This is a genomic window from Albimonas donghaensis (genome assembly GCF_900106695.1).
GTDB lineage: Bacteria > Pseudomonadota > Alphaproteobacteria > Rhodobacterales > Rhodobacteraceae > Albimonas > Albimonas donghaensis.
The window spans coordinates 461,481-482,052 of the sequence record NZ_FNMZ01000004.1 but is presented as its reverse complement, the minus strand read 5'-3'; the positions used below and the strand labels follow the sequence as shown (position 1 = coordinate 482,052).

Genomic DNA, 20,572 nt, shown 5'->3' with positions numbered 1-20,572 from the left:
TGTACGCCGGCCTCCTTCCCCGGCGGATATCTTGAATCAGACCGAGACCCCGAGGGGAATCCCCTTCGATTCAATCAGATGGGCTGACGCTCTAGAGGTGGGACGCGCTGCGGCAGTGGTCAGCCCGCGGCGGGGGGCGGCGGGCGGTTGGAGGCGGCGATCAGGCCCTCGGCGATGCGTCTGGCGGCGGTGGCGGCCTCGGGCATGCCGCGCACCTGCGCGGTGGCGATGGCGCCTTCCTTGAGCAGCGCCAGCGCCTCGGCCAGCGCCCGCGGATCGGCGGCGCCGGCCTCCGTGGCGAGCCGCTCCAGGTAGTCCACGATGCGCAGCTTGTGTTCGGCCGCCGCCCGATGCGCCGGATGGTCGGGGGCGGCGAACTCGCTCGCGGCGTTGATGAAGGCGCAGCCCGAGAAGCCCATGCCCTTGAACGCCTCGCCCCGGAACCAGATCGCGAGCGCGTCGAACATAGCCAGCAACCGCGCCGCCGGGTCGGGCGAGGCCCGCTCCATCTCTCCCATCAGCCAGTTGCGGAACTGCTCGTCCCGGCGATGCAGGGCGGCGAGGATCAGCTCGTCCTTCGATCGGAAATGCTTGTAGAGCGTCATCTTCGCCACGCCGGCTTCGGCGAGGATCCGGTCGATGCCGGTGGCGTTGAAGCCGCCGGCGTAGAACATCCGGAGGGCGGTTTCGATCAAATGGTCGCGACGGGACGCCAAGCGGGATCTCCAAGGGTTGTCAGACAGTTCTGTCTAATCTTCGCCCGCGCCGGTCGCAACCGGCCGTGAAACCGGGGTGATCACAACCTCGGGCGGGACCGACTCGCTTGAAAAATAGACAGACTAGTCTGTATATATAGCGCCCGAAGCCGTGCTCAAGGAGCCCCCATGTCCCGTCCCCCCCTTCCCCCCTTCGACGCCGAGACCGCCGCCGCCAAGGTCCGCATGGCCGAGGGCGCTTGGAACGGCCGCGATCCCGCCAGGGTCGCGCTCGCCTACACGCCCGACAGCCAGTGGCGGAACCGGGCCGAACGCTTCGCGGGGCGAGAGGCCATCGAGGCCTTTCTCACCCGCAAATGGGCGCGCGAGCACGACTACCGCCTGATCAAGGAGCTCTGGGCCTTCCGCGACGCGCGCATCGCGGTGCGCTTCGCCTACGAGTTCCGCGACGACGCCGGCGCCTGGTTCCGCGCCTATGGCAACGAGAACTGGGAATTCGCCGCGGATGGCCGGATGGCCCGGCGCATCGCCTCGATCAATGACCTCGCGATCTCCGAGCAGGACCGCCTGTTCCGCTGGCCGCTGGGCGTGCGGCCGGAGGGGCATCCGGGCCTGTCGGATCTGGGGCTTTAGGCCCATGGCCGGCCCGGCGGTTCCCGTTCCCGCCGGGCCGGTGCGATCTGGGATGAGCGGGACGCCTTCACGAAAGGGGCCCGACATGCCGAGCATCACAGCAACCTTCGCCCGCGCCCTGCGGGACGCGGCGGGGACACTCGCGGCCGAAGCGGGGACGCCGCCGCCGGGGACGCCGGTCGCGGCCGTCTGCGCGGCCGACGCAGGCGCCGAGGACCGGCTCTCCGACCGAGACTATTTCGAGGAGATCGAGCGGTTTCGCGCCAGCCACCCTGACCCCGCCGCCCTGGTCTTCGCCTATGCCGAGACCGTCCGGTCCGACGCGCTCGGCACGCTCGGTCTCGCGATGCACACCGCGCCGACCCTGCGGGACTCGCTGCGCATGGTGGAGCGCTATTTCCGGCTGGTGACGGACAACGCCGTCTATCGGCTGGAGGAGGGCGAGGAGGCCGCCTTCTTCGCCATCGAGGCCCGCACCGACCCGCATCCCGCGCTGGACTTCCGCAACGAATGCGCGCTGGCGGGCTTTGTGCGCAACCTGCGCCGGCTGGCCGGGGACGGGCTGGGGCCGGAATGCGTCTGGTTCCGCCATCCGGGGCGGGGGGATGGGGAGCGCTACGCGCGCGCCCTGGGCTGCCCGGTGCGGTTCGGGGCGGAGCGCGACGCCATCGTGCTGTCCCGCGCTGCGCTGGACCTGCCCAACCGGCTGGGGGATGCGGGCGTGTCGGGCTTCTTCTCCGCCCGGCTGGAGGCGGAGATCGCGGAGATGGGCGCGGAGGAGCCGCCGTTGAAAGCCGAGCTGCTGCGCCGCCTGACCCCGGGGCTGAGCAACGGCGCGCCCTCGGCCGCCGCCGTCGCGCGGGACATGGGGATGAGCGAGCGCACGCTCTACCGCCGGCTGGCCGAGGCCGGGACGACCTATCGCGACGTGCTCCAGGACGCGCAGACCCGGCTGGCGCGGGAGCTGCTGGGCGCGGGCGACTGCTCCATCTCCGAGGTCGCCTTCCTGACCGGGTTCTCCGAGCAGAGCGCCTTCGCCCGCGCGTTCAAGCGCCGGGTCGGGCGCACGCCGGCGCAGTATCGGCGCGGCTGCGCGCGGCTCTGACGGCCTCCGGGGGGGGCGGTTTGGCGGAAACTGCCAAAACCGCGGCAGGCCCGGCCGATACCGCCCCCGCCTCGCCGGTCTATCCCTGTTTCATCGAAGAACGGAGCCACCCCCGGCCACGGCGCCGGGAACGCTCCCCGAGATGAAAGGACCCGGCATGGGACGTCATCCTCTCAGTCCTCGCCGCGCGGCGAGCCCGCGCGGTTCGGCCCGGCCGGGTCCCGCCACGGGGCGCCGGAGCCCGGCGCCGGCCCCCCGCCCGCCGCGCCTGCGCCGCGTCGGCGCGCCGACACGGAGACCCGTGATGAACGACATGGCCCACATGCTGACCCTGACGGTCAGCGCCGCGCTGGCCACCGGGGCGCTGACCTTCCCGGTCACGATGCCCGGCGGGATCCACGAGGCGCGCGCCGCGGCGGTCGTCGCCGCGGGCCCCGGCGAAGCGGCGCCGCCCGTCGCCCCGCCCCCCCGGTTCGCTTCGGCCGAGGCCGCATCCGGCCTGGTCTTCGTCGCCTCGGGCCCGCCTCCGGGCCCGGCGTCCGGGCCGCCGCCTCCGGCCCCGGTCTGCGCCCTGGCGCTCCGGTCCGATCCGGGAGGCTGAGGCGGCCCCTCCTCCCCTCCGGCGCGGCCATCCCGGCGGCGTCGTCCCCAAGGCTCGCGGATCCGAGCCCTCCGCGCCGCGGACGCCTTTCGGCCAGCGGACGGGAGAGGCGTGGCCGATCGGCCCGGTCTCCGCGGCCCGCAACCCGACCCCACCCCGTGAAAGGAACGGAACCATGGCTACCGACCACGACCACACCCGCCCCTCCCATCCCCACGCCTGCGGCTGCGGAACCACCGCCGAGACCGTCGACCTGGCGCGCCGCCGCGTGCTGGCCGGCGCCGCCGGGGCGGCCGCCGCGGGGGCCGCGATGGCCGCCGGGGGCGTCGCCTCCGCCGCCACGCCGGAGGCCCGCGCGCTCTACGCCGATCCCGAGACCCCGGGCCTGCCGCAGATCGACATGGAGATCGCCAGGGGCCGCACCGCGCTGGTGGTCACCGATCCGCAGATCGACTTCCTGTCCGAGGACGGCGTGACCTGGGGCGTGGTCGGCGAAAGCGTGACCGAGCAGGGCACGGTCGACAATATCGAGCGCCTGTTCGCCGCGGCGAAGGCCGCGGGCATGCCGGTCTTCATCTCGCCGCACTACTACTACCCCCACGATCACAAGTGGAACTTCGAAGGCACGCTGGAAGCCACCATGCACGCCATCGGCATGTTCGACCGCCCCGGGCCCCTGGACCTGACCGGATTCGACAATTCGGGCGCCGACTGGATGCCGCAGTACAAGAAATACATCGAGGACGGCGAGACCGTCATCTGCTCGCCGCACAAGGTCTACAGCCCTGCCCAGAACGACCTGAACCTGCAGCTGCGCAAGCGGGGGATCGACAAGGTCATCCTCGCCGGCATGTCGGCCAATCTGTGCACCCAGGCGCATCTCTACGAATTGCTGGAACTGGGCTTCGAGGTCGCCGTGGTCCGCGACGCCACCGCTGGGGCGAAGGTGCCCGAGGGCGACGGCTATCTGGCCGCCATCATCAACTTCCGCATGGTCGCCAACGGCGTGTGGTGGACCGACGACGCGGTCGAGCGCATCGCCCGCTCGGCCTGACCCGCTCCCTCCCCCCCTCTGATCCCCCTGAAAGGAGAATTCTCATGAAGATCTTCACGCTCCCCACCCTCGCCGTCGCGCTGGCCGCGGCGTCCATCGCGCTCGCCCCCGCGGCCTTCGCGGCGGATGAGGTCAACGTCTCCAACGGCCTGACCCTGACCGGCGCGCCGCTGGGCCTGCATGGCGTCGACCCGGTGTCGATGTTCGAAAGCGAGGCCCCGCGGCCCGGGCGCGCGGAGCACACTGTCAACCATGCGGGGGTGGACTACTACTTCGCCACCGCCGAGGCCGCGTCCCTGTTCCAGGCCGAGCCGGCGGCGTTCCTCCCCCAGTTCGGCGGTTTCTGCGCCTTCGGGGTCTTCAAGGGCAAGAAGCTGGACGGCGACGTGCGCTACGCCGATATCCGCGACGGCAAGCTCTACCTTTTCGTCAACGCCCAGATCTACGCGGCCTATCTGGAGATGCCGGCGGAGGTCATCGCCGGCGCCTACGCCGCCTGGCCGGGCATCGAGGCGACGCCGGTCGGCGATCTCTGATCCCGGACCTCCGACCTTCAACCCCCGCTCCCGGGCCGCGACTGGCGGCCCGGGGCGACCCGCTCAGTCGATCATCGCGGTGGCGAGGCGATAGCGGAGCAGCTCCTCCTCCACTAGCAGGTAGATGTCGTCGGGCGGCGTCTCCAGCCCGTGAGCCAGCGCCAGCGGGTTCACGCCCATGTCCGACAGGTAACGCAGCGTCTCGCCCTGGCCGGCCTGGATCTGCTCGACCGCAAGGAAGGCGGGCAGGATCGAGCCGTCGTCATAGGCGTGCTGATGCAGCCCGATCCAGGCGGTGCGCGAGGCGGTGCGCTCCACCCCGCCGGCGAAGATATAGGGACATGCGGACAGGCAGGCCGCATCGGGCAGGGCGAGCGTGTTCAGCCCGTCGTCGCGCAGCATCCGCCCGATATCCAGCGCGTCGCGCACCGAGCCGCCGGGCGAATGCAGCGCCACCATGTCGGGCGGGGCGTCCAGATCCGCGAGATAGCCGCGCAGGCGCGGAGCGGCGCCCGGGTCGATGGCGCCGGCCAGCAGCAGCACGTCGCCGAAGGCCTCCGTCGGGCGGATCGAGAATTCCAGCCGGTCGGGCAGCGGATCGGGCAGGCGCACCGGGCCTTCGGAGGGCTGCTCCGGCCCCAGCCGCGACGGCACGGCGGAGGGGGAGAACGGTCGCCGCTGATCGCCGGGCGAGATCGGGGACTGGGTTTCGGTCCGGATCCCGTTGCGCCCGATGCGGTCGAGCGCGCCCCAGCCGGTATCCAGCGCCACCGCGCCCGCCACCAGCACCTGCGCCAGCAGGCAGGCCCGCAGCACGGCGCGGGCGGAGGGCAGGGGCAGGGGTCTTGGCAGGGGCGCCGGTTCGGGGTCGGGCGCCGTCATCCGCCCCGTCATCCGCGGTCGGCCTCCCGCGGGCCTGGGCCGGGTTTCGGGGCGTCCGCATCCCGCGGCCAGGCGGGACGGGGGCCGGGCGCGTCCGGCGCCGCGGCGCCGCCATCCGCCTGCGCCGGGCGCTCGCGTCCCTGGCCGATCACCCGCGACAGCATCGCGTCGTCGGCCGAGCCCAGCGCGCCCTCGATATCCCGCAGGCCCCGCATGGCGGCGCGCAGTTCCGCCAGCGTCAGCGTCTCTTCGATGCCGACGCCCTCCTTCCCGCGCCGGATCGCGGCCTGGGTCACGGCGAGGATGAAGACCAGCACGCCGGGCAGCAGGTCGATGGCGATGGCCCCCGCCCAGGACGGCGCGAAGGCCCCCGCATAGCGGATCACCGCGTCGGCGGCGGAGATCGGGGTGTAGGTCGTCTCCTGCGGCGGCGGCATGGCGAGCACTTCCTCGGCCGCGTCGCGCAGGGTCGCGGCGCGCCGGTCCAGCGCGTCGAGCACCGAACCCATGGTCGCGGCCTGATCCTCGCGCACGCCCGCGGACCGCCCGTCCAGCTCCGGCAGCACCACGGAGGCGCGCAGGTCCTCCGCCGCCCGCGCCACGAGCTGCGCGACCTGCAACTGGCGCAGCGTGGTGATGACCCCGGCCAGCCGCACAGATTCCTCGGAGAAGGTGACGGACCGCCCCTCGACCGAGCCCTGCTCGACGATCAGCGCCCGCATCCGGCTGAGGATGGCGTTGCCTTCCTCGAACGCCGCCTGGATCGGGGCGTTCTGGCCGGCGATCTGGGTCTCCAGCCCGCGCAGCTCGTCGGCTTTCTGGTTGAGCAGACGGAACACCGCGCCCCGACCCGCGGCGCCCGACAGGTTGCCGCTCAGCTCCTGTTCCGACAGGTCCTCGAAACTGGTGCGGGCGCGGGCCACGTCGCGCTCCAGCCCCTGGGCGGAGACGGCGATGAAATGCGCGCGCTCCAGGCTCGCCTGGTAGTCCTGCACGGTGCGCGCCAGATGCTGTTCGACCGCCGCGCCCCCGGCCAGCGCCGCCGCGTTCAGCCAGCTCGACATGGCCACGATGGCCAGCGAGCCGACCACGGTCGCCAGCCCCAGCCCGAGGAACCCGCCCGCGGTGCGCATGGCGGGCAAGAGGCGGAGCAGGTAGCTCCAGAACACGAAGATCCCGACCGAGACCGCCAGCGAATAGGCCACGGCGGCGAGAAAGGTCAGCGCCCCGTCGCCGTCCAGCAACGAGGACACGCCCAGATAGGTGTAGATCCCCGAGGCCACCGCCAGCACGCCGAGGGCGGCGGGGGTGAAGCTGTCGAGCCAGCCGAGATGCCCCTCAAGCTCCTTGGCGGAGCGCAGGCCGCGCGCCTCTTCCCTGGAAATGTCGCGTTCGGTCAATCGTCGCTCCTTTATCCGGCGCGCCGGGCGGCGGGCCCCTGTGGCAGCCGAAGGCTGTTCAGGCGATTGCGGCGAAGACAGGGCGCGAGGGCGCCGCGGCGCGCAAGGCGCAGCCGGGGCGGGGTGACGACCCGTCACGGCTGTGTGACCGGCGGGGCGATGCGGAAGCCTGCCGGACCAGGACCCGCGGAAGAAGGGGGCGCGCTCCCAGAGGGGGGCGGTCATCGGCGGGCCACGTGGCGGGACCGAAGCCTGTGGCCGGCGGCGGACAGGGGGGGGCGGGGTCGCCCCCCCTTCGCTCAGCGCAGGCCGAGGCCGCGGGCGATGATGCCGCGCAGGATCTCCCGCGTGCCGCCGCGCAGGGAATAGGAGGGGACCGACAGCAGCACCTCGGCGAAGGTGGCCGCGTATTCCTCCCGCGCCGTCTGGTCGGGCTCGCATTCGATCAGGGACCGGGCGATGTCGGGGATCGACTGCTCGAAATCCGCGCCCAGATCCTTGACCATCGAGGCCTGCAGCGCCGGGTTCTCCCCCCGCTCCAGCATCCCCGAGACCGAGCGCGACAGCCGCCGCAGCACCATCAGATGCGCGGACAGGCGGCCGATCACCACCTCCGCCCGCTCGTTGCCGGGCTGTTGCGACAGGCGGCCGATCAGTTCCTGCAGCAGGGCCATGGAGGACAGGAACCGCTCCGGGCCCGAGCGCTCGAAGGCCAGTTCCGAGGTCACCTGGTTCCAGCCGTCGCCGCGGGTGCCGATCACCGCGCTTTCTGGCAGGAACACGTCGTCGAACACCACTTCGTTGAAGTGCTCGCCCCCGGTCAGATCCTTGATCGGGCGGATGGTGATGCCGGGCGTGGTCAGGTCGACCAGCAGCTGGGAGACGCCCTTGTGGCGATCCTCGGGCCCGCCATCGGTGCGGCAAAACAGGATCATGTAATGGGATTTATGCGCCCAGGTGGTCCAGACCTTGGTGCCGTTGACCCGGAAGCCGCCCTCGACCGGCGTGGCGCGGGTGCGCGTCGCCGCGAGGTCGGAGCCCGAGTCCGGCTCCGACATGCCGATGCAGAAGAAGCACTCGCCCGCCGCGATCTTCGGCAGCACCAGGTCCTTCTGCTCCTGCGTGCCGACGCGCAGGATCAGCGGGCCCGACTGGCGGTCCGAGATCCAGTGCGCGGCCACGGGCGCGCCGGCGGCCAGCAGCTCCTCCATCACCACGTAGCGGTCGAGCGCGGAGCGTTCGTGGCCGCCGTATTCCTTCGGCCAGGTCATCGCGATCCAGCCGCGCTCCCCCAGCTTGCGGGAGAAGTCGGCGGAGAAGCCGGTCCAGCTCAGCGCCCGTTCGCGCGGCGGGAAATCGGCCAGCTCCTCGGCGAGAAAGGCCCGGACCTCGGCGCGCAGGGCGTCGGAATTGGGGGCCTCGGGCGGGGCGGGGAAGTCAAAAATGGCGGTCATGTCGTTTCCCTCAATAGCTCGAGATCAGCGGCCAGAAGCCGCCCTGTCCGGCGGAAAGCGCGGTGCGGCCCAGCTCACGCGACCAGGTGGCCTCGTTGCCGAATTCCTCGCGCCAGGACCACAGGCGCTTGGTGAACAGGCGCAGCGGGTGCTCCATGGTGAAGCCGATGGCGCCGTGGGTCTGCTGGGCGATGGTGGCGACGATGCCCGCCGCCTCGCCGGTGCGGATCTTGGCGGCGGCGATGGGGGCGAGGTCGGACCCCCCGTCGAGCAGCGCGGCGGCGGCCTCCGCGGCCATGCCGGCGGCGGCGTTGGCCGCGGCGGTCTGGCCGGCGGCGACCGACAGGTTCTGCTGGATCGCCTGGAACTTGCCGATGGGCCGGCCGAACTGCACGCGGTCATTGGCGTATTGCACGGTCATCTCGGTGGTCCGCTCCAGCGCCCCGGCCAGCGCGATGGCGCGCAGCGCGGCGCCCAGCGCGAAGGCCCGGCCCGCATCCAGCGGCGAGGGCGCGACGGCGGAGGACGGCAGCGCCGCGTCCACCGTCAGCCGGTCCCGCGGCTCTCCGGCCACGTTCTCGCCCTGCGTGATCGTGCAGGAGGACGGCGCGACCAGCGCGATATGCGGGGCGCCGTCCAGCGCCGTCACCACCGCCACCACGGAGGCGCCGCGGGCGAAGGGGACGCGGGGCAGCTCGCCCTTCAGGCGGAACCCGTCGCCCTCGCGGGTCAGCGCGACCGAGCCGGCGGCGGGGGCGGCGAAAGCGGCGGGCCCCTCGGGCAGGTCGAGGCCGGCGCGGGAGATGAGCGCGACGGCGCCCATGGTCTCGGCCAGCGGGCAGGGCAGCGCGAAGCGGCCGGCGAGACGGATGGTGTCCAGCACCTCCAGCGGATCGGCGCCGAAGCCGCCGGCCTCCTCGGGCGCGAGGCCGAGCGTGAGGCCCATCTCCTCGATCTTCGCCCAGATCGGGGCGCCCTTCTCCATCGAGCCGGAGCCGGGGCCGACCCAGGCGTCGGGCCCATGTTCCGCCTCGAACAGGCGGCCGGCGGCGTCGAGCAGCATCTTGTCTGACATCAGTCGTTTCTCACGGGGTTCAGGCGCCGAGCCGGGCGGCGGCCCGGTCGCGCAGCACGTTGCGTTGCACCTTGGCCCCGTTGGGGCTGTCGGTGACGGGGAAGTCGTCGAAGGTCAGCACCCGCACGGGGGCTTTCCATATCGCCAGCTCGGCCTGGCAGGCGGCGATGATCGCGGCCTCGTCCGGGGTTTCTCCGGCGCGCGCGATCACGCAGGCGACGGGGCGGACGGAGCGGTCCATGGGGATCGCCACCACCTGCGCCGAGGCGACGCCGGGCTGGGCGCGGACCACGGCCTCGATCTCGGCGGGGTCGGTCAGCCAGCCGCCGAGCCTGAGCACGTCCTTGATCCGGCTGAGGAACACCATGCGCCCGTCCGGCGTCATGCGCGCCAGATCGCCGGTGCGGAACCAGCCGCCATCGGCGAAGGCGCCGGCATTGGCCTCCGGATTGTCGAGATATTCGAGGAAGCGGTTGGGGCTCAGCACCTGCAGTTCCCCCGCCTCGCCCAACGGCAGTTCGCGGTCATCGTCCGGGTGGCAGACCCGCATCCGCGCGGTGGGGCAAAGCGCGTGGCCGCCGCCGTTCCCACGCTCCGCCGCCGGCGCGTCGGCGGGCTGGGCGGAGAAGAAGGCCAGCAGTTCCGACATGCCGTACATGCCGATCATGCGCAGCCCGCGCGCCTCGGCCCGTTCGGCGATGTCGCCGAGATTGGGCGTGTAGGCGGCGAAGCCCATATAGGACACGCCCGGGAAGGCCGGCGTCTCCTCCGCCGCCTCCAGCCATTTGTCGGCCATGTCGTCGGTGCCGTAGAGATGGGTGACCCCGCTCGCCCGGATCCGCGCCACGCTCTCGGCCGGGACGAAGCGGCGCTCCACCAGCAGGGTGGCGGCGGAGGCGAGCGACATCAGCGCGATGGTGAAGCCGAAGGCGCCGGCGAAGGGGATCGACAGCAGGGGCCGCGCGCCGGCCGGATCGGGCAGCAGGCGTGCGGCGATGTCGCGGGCCTGGGCGGCGAGCCGTTCGTGGGAATGCAGCACCAGCTTGGGGCCGGAGGTCGTGCCCGACGTGGCGAAGACCATGGCCACGTCGCCGGGCCGGGCGTCGTCGAGCGGGGCGGCGGAGAGCGCGTCGGCCTCCGTCATCGCGACCTGGGGCAGGCCGGGCAGGATCTCGGGCGCCGCGTCGGCGGAGACCAGAAGGGCGAGGCTCGCGCGGCGCTCCTCGGGGATCTCGCGCAGGATCTCGGCCCAGGGCGCCTCGCCGGTCTCGCCCTCGACGATCAGGGCGCGGATGCCGGATTGCGCGATCAGCTTGCCCATGTCGCCGGCCCGCAACCGCGGGTTCAGCGCGAAGACCCCGGCGCCCAGCCGCCAGCAGGCCAGCGCCGCGACCATCCATTCGGGCCGGTTGGGCATCCACAGCCCCACCCGGTCCCCCCGCGCCACGCCCCGCGCCGCCAGCAGCCGGGCGAGACGGGAGGACCGGGCGACGAGATCCCCGAAACTCGCCGAGCCTTCCGGAAAGGCCAGCGCCACCCGATGCGCCGGCGCGGCGTCGTTCAGCCCGCCGAGGGTGAGGGCCGGGCCGCTCATGCCGCCGAGCCCCCCGCCTTGCCGTCGGTCTGCGCGGTCGCGGCGGCCTCGGCCAGCACGTCGCGGGCGATCACCAGCTTCTGCACCTCGGACGCGCCTTCGTAGATCCGCATCGGCCGCACCTCGCGGTAGAGCTGGCCGATGATCCCGCCCTCGATCACCCCCATGCCGCCGTGAAGCTGCACGGCCGCGTCCACCACCCGCTGGGCGGCCTCGGTGGCGACCAGCTTGGCGATGGAGGCCTCGCGCGTCGCGCGCCCGCCCTTCACGTCCTTGGTCCAGGCGGCGCGGTAGACGGCCAGCGCCGAGGTCTCGATATCCACCTGGCAATCGGCCAGCTTGGTCTGCACGGACTCGCTCTCGGCCATGGTCCTGCCGAACATCCGGCGCGAGGCGACGCGGGCCAGCGTCTCGTCCATCGCCCGGCGGGCCACGCCGATTGCGGCGGCGCCCACCGTGGGGCGGAAATGGTCGAAGGTGGCCATGGCGAGCTTGAAGCCCTCGCCCGGCCGCCCGATGACCGAGGTCTTGGGCACGCGCGCCCCGTCGAAGATCAGCCGGCCGATGGGATGGGGGACGATCAGGTCGAAGGGCTCGGCTTTCAGGCCGGGCGTGTCGGCGTCCACCACCATGGCGGTCAGGCCGCGGGCGCCCGGCGCCTCCCCGGTGCGGGCGAGCACCACGTAGTGATCCGCGATGCCGGCGTTGGAGATCCAGGTCTTCTCGCCGGTCAGCACATAGGCGTCGCCGTCGTCGCGCGCCTCGGTCGCCATGGCGGCGACGTCGGAGCCGGCCTCGGGCTCGGAGATCGCGAGCCCCGCCACCTTCTCCCCGCGCCGGGCCGGTCCGAGATAGCGGTCGCGCAGGGCGTCGGAGCCGAACAGCGCGATCGGCCCGGTTCCCAGGCCCTGCATGGCGAACATGGTGTCGGCGAGGACCGAGGCGTAGGCCAGCCCCTCCCGCGCCGCGCAGAGCGCGCGGACGTCGAAGGCGTATCCCCCGGCGCCGGGCTCGGGCACGGCGATGTCGAGCAGCCCGGCCTCGCCCAGCGCGCGCACATGGCCGCGCGCCTCATCGGCCAGCGGGCCGGCGCCATGGGGCGCGATTCCGGCGGCGAAGCCCGCCACCTCGCGGGCTTTCGAATGGTGGGTTTCGTCGAGGAACGGCCAGTCCCAAAGCGTCCAGCCCATGCGGCGTCTCCTTCCCGTTTCGGCGGGCCCCTTGAGCCGGGTCCGGAGCAGGTCCGGCCGCCGTCGCCCACGCGCGTGCGGCGCGGATCGTTGTGGGCAGAGATAGAGCCTGGGGGCGGGGCGGAGCAAGGAAATTTTCCATATCAGAAAGTATTTCTGTATTGAGAAAAGTTCAGGCCCTGCTATCAGGAAGCGCGAAGCAGGCGGAAAGGACGGCCCATGCGCGATGAGACCGAGACCGACGGGCGGGCCCCCGCCGCCGCGCCGATGGTGCGCCCGGTGGTCAACGCCCTGCGCATCCTGCGCCGGCTGGGCGCGGACGGACGGGCCGAGACCCTGTCCGAGATCGCCCGCGGCCTCGCCATCAACATCTCCACCTGTCGGGCGATCCTGCTGACGCTGGTGGCGGAGGGGGCGCTTTCCTACGATCCGACCCGCAAGACCTACGCGCTGGGGCTCGACGCCGTGCGCCTGGCGCAGAGCGCGCTGACCGGGGCCGGGCGGCTCTCGGTCGCGCGGCCGCTGCTGCAGGGGCTGGCGGATCGCTACGCGCTGACGGCGACGCTGCTGCGCCCGCACGGGCCCGACCGGGTGCTGCTGGCCGAGATCGCGCAGGGCGCCGCCGACCTTCAGATCCAGATGCGCCCCGGCCAGCGTCTGCCGCGCTATATCGGCGCCTTCGGGCGGATGTACGCCGCGGTCTCGGGTCTGGACCGGGCGGCGGCGCAGGCGGAGTTCGCGGCCCTGCGCTGGGCCTCCGCCCCGGATTTCGACGCCTACTGGCAGGATGTCGAGGCCGCCCGCATCCGGGGCTGGGCCGCGGATGACGGCTGCTTCAACCGCGGGGTCCTGTCCTACGCCGCGCCGGTGCGCGGATCGGATGGAGGCGCGGGCGGCGAGGCGCCGCTGATGGTGGTGGCGACCCTGTTCCACTCCCAGCACGACGCGGCGACGCTGGCCGGGCTGCGCGAGGATCTGCTGTCCCTCTGCGCCCGGCTCGAAGATCTTTTCTGAACGCGCCCCGCCCGCTCCAGGCCGCGGAGATTGACCCCGGGGCCTCCGCCGCGTCTGATTTCGCCCTGCGTCCCGCCTGCGAACCGGGGCCGCCAGCGCCGGAGACCTGACCGACCATGCCTCCCTCCGACCCCTCGCCCGCCGGACATGTTCCGTCGGACGCCCGCCGCGCGCCGCATGACCTCGCCCCGGACCTCCGCCTTGTCGCCTGCGATGCTGCGGGGCGCCCGGACGATCCGCTCGACCCGGCGCCCCCGGCGGTCGCCGAGAACCTGGCCCGCGCCGTCGCCCTTCACGCCGACGCGGGTTTCCGGCGCCCGTGGACGGCCTATGTCGCGGCCATGGGCGTCGAGCCGATGGGCTGCGCCGCTTTCGCCGGTCCGCCGGAGGCCGGACGGGCCGAGCTCGCCTTCTTCACCGATCCGGAGTTCGAGGGCCGCGGCGTCGCCGCCTTCGCCGCGGGGGCGCTGGTCGCCATCGCCCATGCCGCCGATCCCTCGGTCACGCTGACCGCCCGGACCCTGCGCGAGGACGGCCCCTCCACCCGCATCCTGACGCGGCTCGGCTTCGATCTGGCGCGGGAGGTGGAGGACGAGGAGGCGGGCCTCGCCTGGGAATGGGAGCTGCCGGGCGTCGCGCCCCCGCCGCGCCATGAGGATGACCGCCGGGATCACCTCCGCCACGGCGAGCCCCCGCGCGAGGATCTCTGAGCCCCCGGCCCCCGGCTCACGTCGCCGCCCGAGCCCCCGGAGCCGCGCGCCGCGGGCGCCAGGGCGCGACCGGCGCGCGGCTCGACGCGGCGCCTTCGCGTCAGGACGGCGGCGCGCCCCCCGCCAGGTCCGGCGCCCGCCCGGCCGTCGCCCCGGCGTCCACCGGCATGATCAGCCCGGTGATCCAGCGCGCCGCGTCGGAGCTGAGAAACGTCACCGCCTCGCCCACGTCCCAGCCGGAGCCCTCCACCTGCAGGATCGAGCGCTTGCGCCGCGCCTCCCGCCGCTCCTCCGTCATCCCGGCGCCGTAGACCATCGGCGTGAACACCATGCCGGGGCACACGCAGTTCACCCGCACCCCGTCGCCCCCGTGATGCGCGGCCATGGCCCTGGTCATGTTCACCACCGCCCCCTTGGCCGTGGGGTAGAGCAGGTGCGGATGCCCGCCCTGAAGCCCCGCCACCGAGGAGATGTTGACGATCGATCCGCCCCCCGCCGCCTTCATGTGCGGCAGGCAATGGCGCGCCATCAGCATCATCGAGGTGACGTTGATCTTCATGGCCTGGTCCCATTCGTCCAGGTCCAGCGCGTCCGCATAGCCCAGCGGGCCGCGCACGCCGACATTGTTGACCAGGATCGTGGGCGGCCCCCAGAGCGCGGCGATCTTCGCCACCGTTTCCGCGCAATCCGCGTCCGCCGCCACGTCGCAGGCGAAGGCCCGGGCGGTCCCGCCCTCGGCCTCGATCATCGCGCGGGTCTGTTCGGCGGGCGCGGCCTCCCGGTCCAGCAGGGCGACCTTCGCCCCCCGCCGCGCCAGCAGGATCGCCGCGGCGCGGCCGTTGCCGATCCCCCCGGTCTGCGAACCCGCGCCCGTCACCACCGCCACCCGTCCGTCGAGACGGCTGGCGTCGCCATGCTCCATGTTCGGCTCGTCGCTCATCTTCCGGTCTCCTCCCGTCGCGCCAGGCTTTTCGCGCCCGGCTTCGGGAAAGAGCCTACCGCCCCCCGCGCCGCCCGCAACGGCGCTTCGGCGACGCAGCGGCAAGCGTATGATGCGCTTGCGCCGCGCCGGGCCGCGCCGCGGACCGGCGAGGCGGTCAGACCGCGTCCGTCTCCATCGAAGGGGCGCCGTTGGCGGCGGTCAGGAATCGCGCCTCCCACCAGGCGAAGAGGATGTCGCGCAGGGCCGCCGCGTCATCCTCGCCGTAAAGGTCACGGCGCGCGGCGCGGTCGAGCATCGCGGCCTGGGCCCCGGTCAGCGCGACCTCCAGCGGCGCCTCGCGGATCGGGACATTGGTGAATTCGGGGCGGTAGTCGGGATCGGCCCGCAGCTCCCGCGTCGCCTTGATCACCGGGTTGCGGAACTGGTCCGGCCCGCGCTGGGAGCGCAGGCGGGGCAGGTCGGGCACGGCGGCGAGATCGGCCTCCGACGCCTCCCACACCGTCAGCTTCACCGGCTTGAGCGCGAAATTCGAGGTCCGCATCACGTCGGCGCCGCAGACATTGGGCACCGCAAGCACGTCCATCAGCGCCAGCAGCTCCACATGGTCGCCGGGCTTCGAGTCCTGCCGGGTGATGGCCACGGTCCCGTCGGGCTGCACCTCGGTCCACATGAAGAAATTGAAGCTGTCATGCACGTCGTCCGGGGTCAGCCCGTATTCGCGCTGCGCCTCGGCCTGGATGTCGTGGCAATTGGTGTGGTCGTGGAAGCCATAGGCGCTTTCGTAAAGGAACGCCGAACAGCGCGGGAACAGCACGTCGTTGCGCCCCACCGTGTCCGCCAGGAAATAGAGCATGGCGTTCTCGCGCGGGGGCGCGGACCACAGGAAATGCCCGGCGGTGGGGCGGAAGCCATGCACGGTGCGGGTGCGCCCGCAATGCATGAACTCCTTGTAGTCGTGCAGGTTGAAGGCGTTGAAGTCGACGCACTGGTTGCCCTCGACCTGCTCGATCCGCAGCACCTGGCCGCGCAGCAGTTCGATGCCCTTGCCGGTGCCGGGTTCGAGGATGCGCTCGGAGATCAGCTTGCGGGTCATTTCGCGCCCCCCTCCGCCGCGGCGTCGGTCTCTTCCAGCGCCAGCCGCACCAGGGCGGCGCGGTCGGGCAGGCCAAGGCGCGCCACCGTGCGGTCGACAAGCTCGAGCTGCTGCTGGTTCAGGCGCAGGGTCACGCTGCGGGGAGTGGGATCGGGCATGGGGGGCATCCTGGATGGGTCGGGTTCCCGATCATGTATACCTGATCGGGATTCGTGAAAAGCGCCGCATGGCCGCCACAGGCGCGCGCAAGCTGGAAATGGCAGGGTTTCACCGCGCTTGATCCCTTTCGACGCAGGGCCGCATTCGGCGTTGCGCTCGATCTCCTCGCCTCCAAGTATACGTGTCGCGCTTATCAACGGATTCGACATGCCCCCGACCCCCTCCCGTTTCGCCCACGCCTACCGGGCGCTCCGCCAGGCCATCCTGGAGGGCGACCTCAAGCCCGGCGCCCGCTTGCCGGAAGACGAGATCGGGCTGCCCTTCGGCATCTCCCGCACCCTCGTCCGCCAGGCCCTGCAGCGCCTGCAGGCCGACGGGCTGGTGGACATGGGCGGCAAGCGCACCGCCACCGTCGCCCGCCCGACGCTGGCCGAGGCCCGCGACGTGTTCCGCGTCCGCCGGGCGCTGGAGCGCGAGGCCATCCGCATCCTCGCCGAGACCTGGACCCCCGCCCATGGCGCCCGCCTCGAAGGCCACCTGCGCGCCGAGGCGGAGGCGCTGGCGGCCGGCGATGACCGGGCGTCGGTCCGGCTCGCCTGGGAATTCCATGTCGTGCTCGCCGAACTGACCGGCAACGCGTTGATGGAGACGTGGATCTCCCAGCTTGTCGCGCGCTGCTCGCTGATCCTGGCGCTGCACGGGCGCCCGCATTCGCCCGACTGCTCGGTGGGCGAGCATCGCGCCGTGCTCGACGCCCTGCGCGACGCCGACGCCGAACGCGCCGCGGGGCTGATGGATCACCACCTGCACCTGGTCGAGGGCCGCGCGCTCGACGCGCCCGAAGCGCGGGAGCCCGACCTGTCCGACATCCTCTCCCGCTACGCCGCGGAGGCCGGCGCGCCCGCCGCCGCTCGCCCGCTGCGCCCGAAGGGGGGCAAGTCATGACCGCCGCGCATTTCGATTTCGCCGCGCTCTCGCCCCGCGACCGCTACAAGCTGATCATCGGCACGGTGGTCCCCCGTCCCATCGCGCTGGTCACCACGGTGGACGCGGAGGGGCGGATCAACGCCGCCCCCTTCTCCTTCTTCAACGCGCTGACCGCGGACCCGCCGATCCTGGCGCTGGGGGTGGAGAACCACGCCGACATGTCCTTCAAGGACACCGCCGCCAACATCCGGCGGACCGAGGAATTCACCGTCAACATCGTCGACGACGCCATGGCCGAGGCGATGAACATCTGCGCCGTCGGCTTCGCGCCCGGCGTGGACGAACTGGCCCGGGCCGGACTGACCGCGGTCCCCGGCCATCACGTCGCCTCCCCCCGCATCGCCGAAGCGCCGGCCGCCTTCGAATGCCGCCGCCACATGACGCTGGAGCTGGGCAAGTCGCGCGAGGTCATCCTGGGCCTCGTCCAGGGGCTGTTCCTGCGCGAGGGGCTGGCGGACGAGCGCCTGCATGTGGATCAGCGCGCGCTCGACGCCATCGGGCGCATGGGCGGGCAGGGCTACGCCACCACGCGGGATCTCTACGACATCGCCACGCCGAGCCCGGAGGCGTTCGAGGCCGACCCCGCCTCCGCCCGCCGCCGCACCGCCCACAGGAAATGACCCCGCCCGCCCTTTCGGGCCAACCCGCAGGCCGAATGGCCGCGCCCCTCCAGACACCCGACAGGACAGGACGACGCCAATGACCCAGCACGCTCTCAACCGCCGCGGCTTTCTCGCCGGGGCCGCCGGAACCGCGATCCTCGCCGCCTCCGCCCGCAGGGCCATGGCCGCCGAAACCGTGGTCGGCATGATCTATGTTGGCCCGCGGGACGATTTCGGCTGGAACCAGGCCCATGCGGTCGGGGCGCAGGCGCTCAAGGACCTGCCCGGCGTAACCGTGGTGGAGGAGGAGAACGTCCCCGAATCCGTCGCCGTCTCCAAGACCATGCAGTCGATGATCGAGCTCGACGGCGCCTCGCTGATCTTCGCGACCTCCTTCGGTTATTTCGACCCGTTCATGGTGGAGCTGGCGGCGAAATATCCCGAGGTGCAGTTCCGCCATCCGACCTCGCTGTGGTCGGCGGACAAGCACCCGATGAACCTCGGCGGCTATTTCTGCTATATCGAGCAGGCGCATTACGTGAACGGCGTGGCGGCGGGCCTGTCGACGACCTCGAACAAGATCGGCTTCGTGGGCGCCAAGCCGATTTCGGTCGTGCTGCGCAACATCAACGCCTTCATGATGGGCGTGCGCTCGACCAATCCCGACGCGAAGGTGCAGCTGATCATGACCGGCGAGTGGTCGCTGCCGGTGCGCGAGGCGGAATCGGTCAACGCCCTGGTCGATGCCGGCTGCGACGTGATCGCCTGCCATGTGGACAGCGCCAAGGTGGTGATCGAGACCGCCGAGGCCCGCGGCGTGAAGACCTGCGGACACAACGCCGACCAGTCGAGCCTGGCGCCCAGGGGCTTCATCACCGGGGCCGAACTGAAATGGGGCACGGTCTACAAGCAATACGCTCAGATGATCTCGGCCGGGGAGACCCTGCCCAATGTCAACGAGGGCGGGTTCGACAAGGACATGGTGGCGAATTCGCCCTTCGGCGCCGGCGCCTCGGAGGCGGCCCGCAAGGCCGCGACCGAGGCCGCGGCCCGCATCAAGGCCGGCAGCCCGATCTTCCTGGGGCCGATCGTGACCAATACCGGCGAGGTCATCTCCCAGACCACGATGGAGCTCTATGACCCCAAGCTGTGGGCGATGGACTACCTGCTGGACGGCGTGGAAGGCTCGACCATCTGAGGCCTTTTCGGGCGGCGGCCCCCTTCCGCCGCCCGATGCAGAGGGAGCGCCCCATGCCCGACGCTATCGGACCCGACCTGATCGTGGAGGCGGGCCACGTCCTGCGCGGTCTCTCCCCCTCCGGCGCCATGGTGACGGAGGGGCCGTCCGCCCTCCGCATCGAGGCCGGCCGCATCGCGGAGATCGGCCCGGTGGAAACCGTGACCGCCGGGCGCGAAAACCTGCCCCGCATCGGCGGCCCCGGCCTGATCGCCATGCCGGGGCTGGTCAACGGCCACCATCATTTCGGGCTGACCCCGCTGATGGCCGGCGTCCCCTTCGCGCCGCTGGAGCTGTGGCTGCCCCGTTTCCGGGCCATGCGCACGCTGCCTCCGCGGCTCGACACGCTTTATTCCGCCATCGAGATGCTGGAGAGCGGGACCACCGCCGTCCACCACATCCATTCCGGCCTGCCCGCGGATCCCGACGCGTGGGAGCCGCTGTCCGACGCGGTGCTGGGCGCCTATGGCGAGATCGGGATGCGGGCGGCGTTCTCCTGGATGATGCGCGACCGCAACGTGCTGGCCTATGCGCCGGACGCCGAGGTGCTGGGGCGAATGCCGGCCGATCTGCGGGCATGGGTCGAGCCGGGGCTCGCGCCCTCGCGCACGCCGATCCGCGACTACATGGCGTTCTTCCGGCGGCTTCGGGCGAAACATGCGGGCTCCGACCGGGTGCGCATCGGGCTGGCGCCGGCCAACCTGCACTGGATGTCCGACGCGGCCCTGGTCGAAAGCTTCGGGACCGCGGCGGAAGTCGGGGCGCCGGTTCACATGCACCTGCTTGAGACCCGCCGCCAGGCCGAATTCGCCCGCGCCGCCACCGGCCGCGGCGCCGTCGAGCATCTGCACGCGCTGGGCTGCCTCGGCCCCAACGTCACGCTTGGGCATGGCAACTGGATGACCGAGGCGGAGCTGGACCTGGCGGCGGAATGCGGCTGCATCCTGTGCCACAACGCCTCCTCCGGCCTGCGATTGGGGTCGGGGATCGCGCCGGTCAACGCGCTGCGGGCGCGGGGCGGGCGCGTGGCGCTGGGCATCGACCAGTCGAACCTCGCCGACGACCGGGACATGACGCTGGAGATGAAGCTGGTCTGGGCTCTGCACCGGGAGACGGGCATGTTCCTCGACCGCCCCGACGCCGCCGCGGTGCTGGGCATGGCGACCGAGCATGGCGCGGCCTCGGCGGGCTTCGGCGGCTTCGCCGGGCGGCTCGATCCGGGCTGGGCCGCGGATATCGTGCTGATGTCGGAGGCGAGGATCGCGCGCCCGCGCATCCACCCCCGCACCCCCATCGCCGAGCAGGTGCTTCATCGCGGCGCCCGCGAGGCGGTGGACACCGTGCTGGTCGGCGGCGAGGTCGTCGTCTCGGGCGGTCGGGTGACGCGCATCGACCGGGACGCGGCGATGGCCGAGATCGACGCCATCCTCGCCGCCCCCGAGACCGAGGCCGAGACCCATGCCTGGCGCATGGCCGACTGGCTCGTCGCGCATCTGGAGGGCGAGCATCGCGCCCATGGATTCCCCGACGATGCCCGCCGCTACCGGGTCAACGCGCTGGGCGGCTGAGGCCGCGGCGCGCGCAAGG

The 20,572-nt window shown here is 72.4% G+C and carries 21 protein-coding genes; 11 read left to right on the top strand and 10 right to left on the bottom strand.

The window, feature by feature from the left end; all coding sequences use genetic code 11:
• Positions 1–119 precede the first annotated feature (119 nt).
• A complete protein-coding gene (locus BLV24_RS14245) occupies positions 120–716 on the bottom strand; it encodes a TetR/AcrR family transcriptional regulator (protein WP_092682859.1) in 597 nt (198 codons plus the stop codon).
• A gap of 168 nt (positions 717–884) precedes the next feature.
• On the opposite strand from BLV24_RS14245, the gene BLV24_RS14240 reads away from it, so the two are divergent.
• The 5 genes from BLV24_RS14240 (at position 885) to BLV24_RS14220 (ending at position 4,645) form a co-directional block, all read left to right on the top strand.
• Complete coding sequence (locus BLV24_RS14240; RefSeq protein WP_092682857.1) at positions 885–1,349, top strand: nuclear transport factor 2 family protein; 465 nt, start codon at positions 885–887, stop codon at positions 1,347–1,349.
• 85 nt (positions 1,350–1,434) lie between these two features.
• Positions 1,435–2,454, top strand: a complete 1,020-nt coding sequence (locus BLV24_RS14235; protein ID WP_092682855.1) for an AraC family transcriptional regulator — start codon at positions 1,435–1,437, stop codon at positions 2,452–2,454.
• Between the two features lie 304 nt (positions 2,455–2,758).
• Positions 2,759–3,055 carry a hypothetical protein gene (locus tag BLV24_RS14230; RefSeq protein WP_092682853.1) on the top strand — a complete coding sequence of 99 codons (297 nt, stop codon included), beginning with the start codon at positions 2,759–2,761 and terminating at the stop codon, positions 3,053–3,055.
• Positions 3,056–3,230: 175 nt separating this feature from the next.
• Entirely contained in the window at positions 3,231–4,109 is an 879-nt protein-coding gene (locus BLV24_RS14225; RefSeq protein WP_092682851.1) for a cysteine hydrolase family protein, read from the top strand.
• A 44-nt stretch (positions 4,110–4,153) separates the two neighbouring features.
• The gene (locus tag BLV24_RS14220) at positions 4,154–4,645 is read left to right on the top strand and encodes a YHS domain-containing (seleno)protein (RefSeq protein WP_092682849.1); all 492 of its coding nucleotides are present in this window, start codon (positions 4,154–4,156) and stop codon (positions 4,643–4,645) included.
• A 63-nt stretch (positions 4,646–4,708) separates the two neighbouring features.
• On the opposite strand, the gene BLV24_RS14215 is transcribed toward BLV24_RS14220, so the two are convergent.
• The 6 genes from BLV24_RS14215 to BLV24_RS14190 form a co-directional block, all read right to left on the bottom strand.
• The gene (locus BLV24_RS14215) at positions 4,709–5,527 is read right to left on the bottom strand and encodes a COG3904 family protein (RefSeq protein ID WP_143040319.1); all 819 of its coding nucleotides are present in this window, start codon (positions 5,525–5,527) and stop codon (positions 4,709–4,711) included.
• 8 nt (positions 5,528–5,535) lie between these two features.
• The gene (locus BLV24_RS14210) at positions 5,536–6,927 is read right to left on the bottom strand and encodes a hypothetical protein (RefSeq protein WP_092682845.1); all 1,392 of its coding nucleotides are present in this window, start codon (positions 6,925–6,927) and stop codon (positions 5,536–5,538) included.
• A gap of 299 nt (positions 6,928–7,226) precedes the next feature.
• Positions 7,227–8,381, bottom strand: a complete 1,155-nt coding sequence (locus tag BLV24_RS14205) for an acyl-CoA dehydrogenase family protein (RefSeq protein WP_092682843.1) — start codon at positions 8,379–8,381, stop codon at positions 7,227–7,229.
• A gap of 10 nt (positions 8,382–8,391) precedes the next feature.
• Entirely contained in the window at positions 8,392–9,456 is a 1,065-nt protein-coding gene (locus BLV24_RS14200) for an acyl-CoA dehydrogenase family protein (RefSeq protein ID WP_092682841.1), read from the bottom strand.
• A gap of 19 nt (positions 9,457–9,475) precedes the next feature.
• Positions 9,476–11,050 carry an AMP-binding protein gene (locus BLV24_RS14195; protein WP_092682839.1) on the bottom strand — a complete coding sequence of 525 codons (1,575 nt, stop codon included), beginning with the start codon at positions 11,048–11,050 and terminating at the stop codon, positions 9,476–9,478.
• Positions 11,047–12,240 (bottom strand): acyl-CoA dehydrogenase family protein, encoded by a 1,194-nt coding sequence (locus BLV24_RS14190; protein WP_092682836.1) that lies wholly within the window; start codon positions 12,238–12,240, stop codon positions 11,047–11,049. Before BLV24_RS14190 ends, BLV24_RS14195 begins: the two co-directional genes overlap by 4 nt.
• 219 nt (positions 12,241–12,459) lie before the next feature.
• Here BLV24_RS14190 and BLV24_RS14185 point away from each other — a divergent pair, with 219 nt between their 5' ends.
• Together BLV24_RS14185 and BLV24_RS14180 are read left to right on the top strand one after the other, a co-directional pair.
• Positions 12,460–13,254 carry an IclR family transcriptional regulator gene (locus BLV24_RS14185; protein WP_092682834.1) on the top strand — a complete coding sequence of 265 codons (795 nt, stop codon included), beginning with the start codon at positions 12,460–12,462 and terminating at the stop codon, positions 13,252–13,254.
• A 116-nt stretch (positions 13,255–13,370) separates the two neighbouring features.
• A complete protein-coding gene (locus tag BLV24_RS14180) occupies positions 13,371–13,964 on the top strand; it encodes a GNAT family N-acetyltransferase (RefSeq protein ID WP_092682832.1) in 594 nt (197 codons plus the stop codon).
• 100 nt (positions 13,965–14,064) lie between these two features.
• Here BLV24_RS14180 and BLV24_RS14175 read toward each other — a convergent pair whose 3' ends face one another.
• The 3 genes from BLV24_RS14175 to BLV24_RS21645 all read right to left on the bottom strand — a co-directional run bounded on the left by BLV24_RS14175 (position 14,065) and on the right by BLV24_RS21645 (position 16,158).
• Positions 14,065–14,904 carry an SDR family NAD(P)-dependent oxidoreductase gene (locus tag BLV24_RS14175; protein WP_218133415.1) on the bottom strand — a complete coding sequence of 280 codons (840 nt, stop codon included), beginning with the start codon at positions 14,902–14,904 and terminating at the stop codon, positions 14,065–14,067.
• A 157-nt stretch (positions 14,905–15,061) separates the two neighbouring features.
• Positions 15,062–16,000: a DUF1989 domain-containing protein gene (locus tag BLV24_RS14170; RefSeq protein ID WP_092682830.1), complete on the bottom strand. Its 939-nt coding sequence runs from the start codon at positions 15,998–16,000 to the stop codon at positions 15,062–15,064.
• The gene (locus BLV24_RS21645; protein WP_143040318.1) at positions 15,997–16,158 is read right to left on the bottom strand and encodes a ribbon-helix-helix protein, CopG family; all 162 of its coding nucleotides are present in this window, start codon (positions 16,156–16,158) and stop codon (positions 15,997–15,999) included. The genes BLV24_RS14170 and BLV24_RS21645 overlap by 4 nt, the downstream gene beginning before the upstream one ends.
• A 208-nt stretch (positions 16,159–16,366) precedes the next feature.
• On the opposite strand from BLV24_RS21645, the gene BLV24_RS14165 reads away from it, so the two are divergent.
• The 4 genes from BLV24_RS14165 to BLV24_RS14150 all read left to right on the top strand — a co-directional run bounded on the left by BLV24_RS14165 (position 16,367) and on the right by BLV24_RS14150 (position 20,553).
• Positions 16,367–17,104 (top strand): GntR family transcriptional regulator, encoded by a 738-nt coding sequence (locus tag BLV24_RS14165; protein ID WP_092682828.1) that lies wholly within the window; start codon positions 16,367–16,369, stop codon positions 17,102–17,104.
• Positions 17,101–17,766, top strand: coding sequence for a flavin reductase family protein (locus BLV24_RS14160; RefSeq protein WP_092682826.1), 666 nt, complete (start codon positions 17,101–17,103; stop codon positions 17,764–17,766). Before BLV24_RS14165 ends, BLV24_RS14160 begins: the two co-directional genes overlap by 4 nt.
• 79 nt (positions 17,767–17,845) lie before the next feature.
• On the top strand, positions 17,846–18,946 hold the full coding sequence (locus tag BLV24_RS14155) for a BMP family ABC transporter substrate-binding protein (protein ID WP_092682824.1): 1,101 nt from the start codon (positions 17,846–17,848) through the stop codon (positions 18,944–18,946).
• Between the two features lie 53 nt (positions 18,947–18,999).
• Entirely contained in the window at positions 19,000–20,553 is a 1,554-nt protein-coding gene (locus BLV24_RS14150) for an amidohydrolase family protein (protein ID WP_218133414.1), read from the top strand.
• Positions 20,554–20,572: the final 19 nt, after the last annotated feature.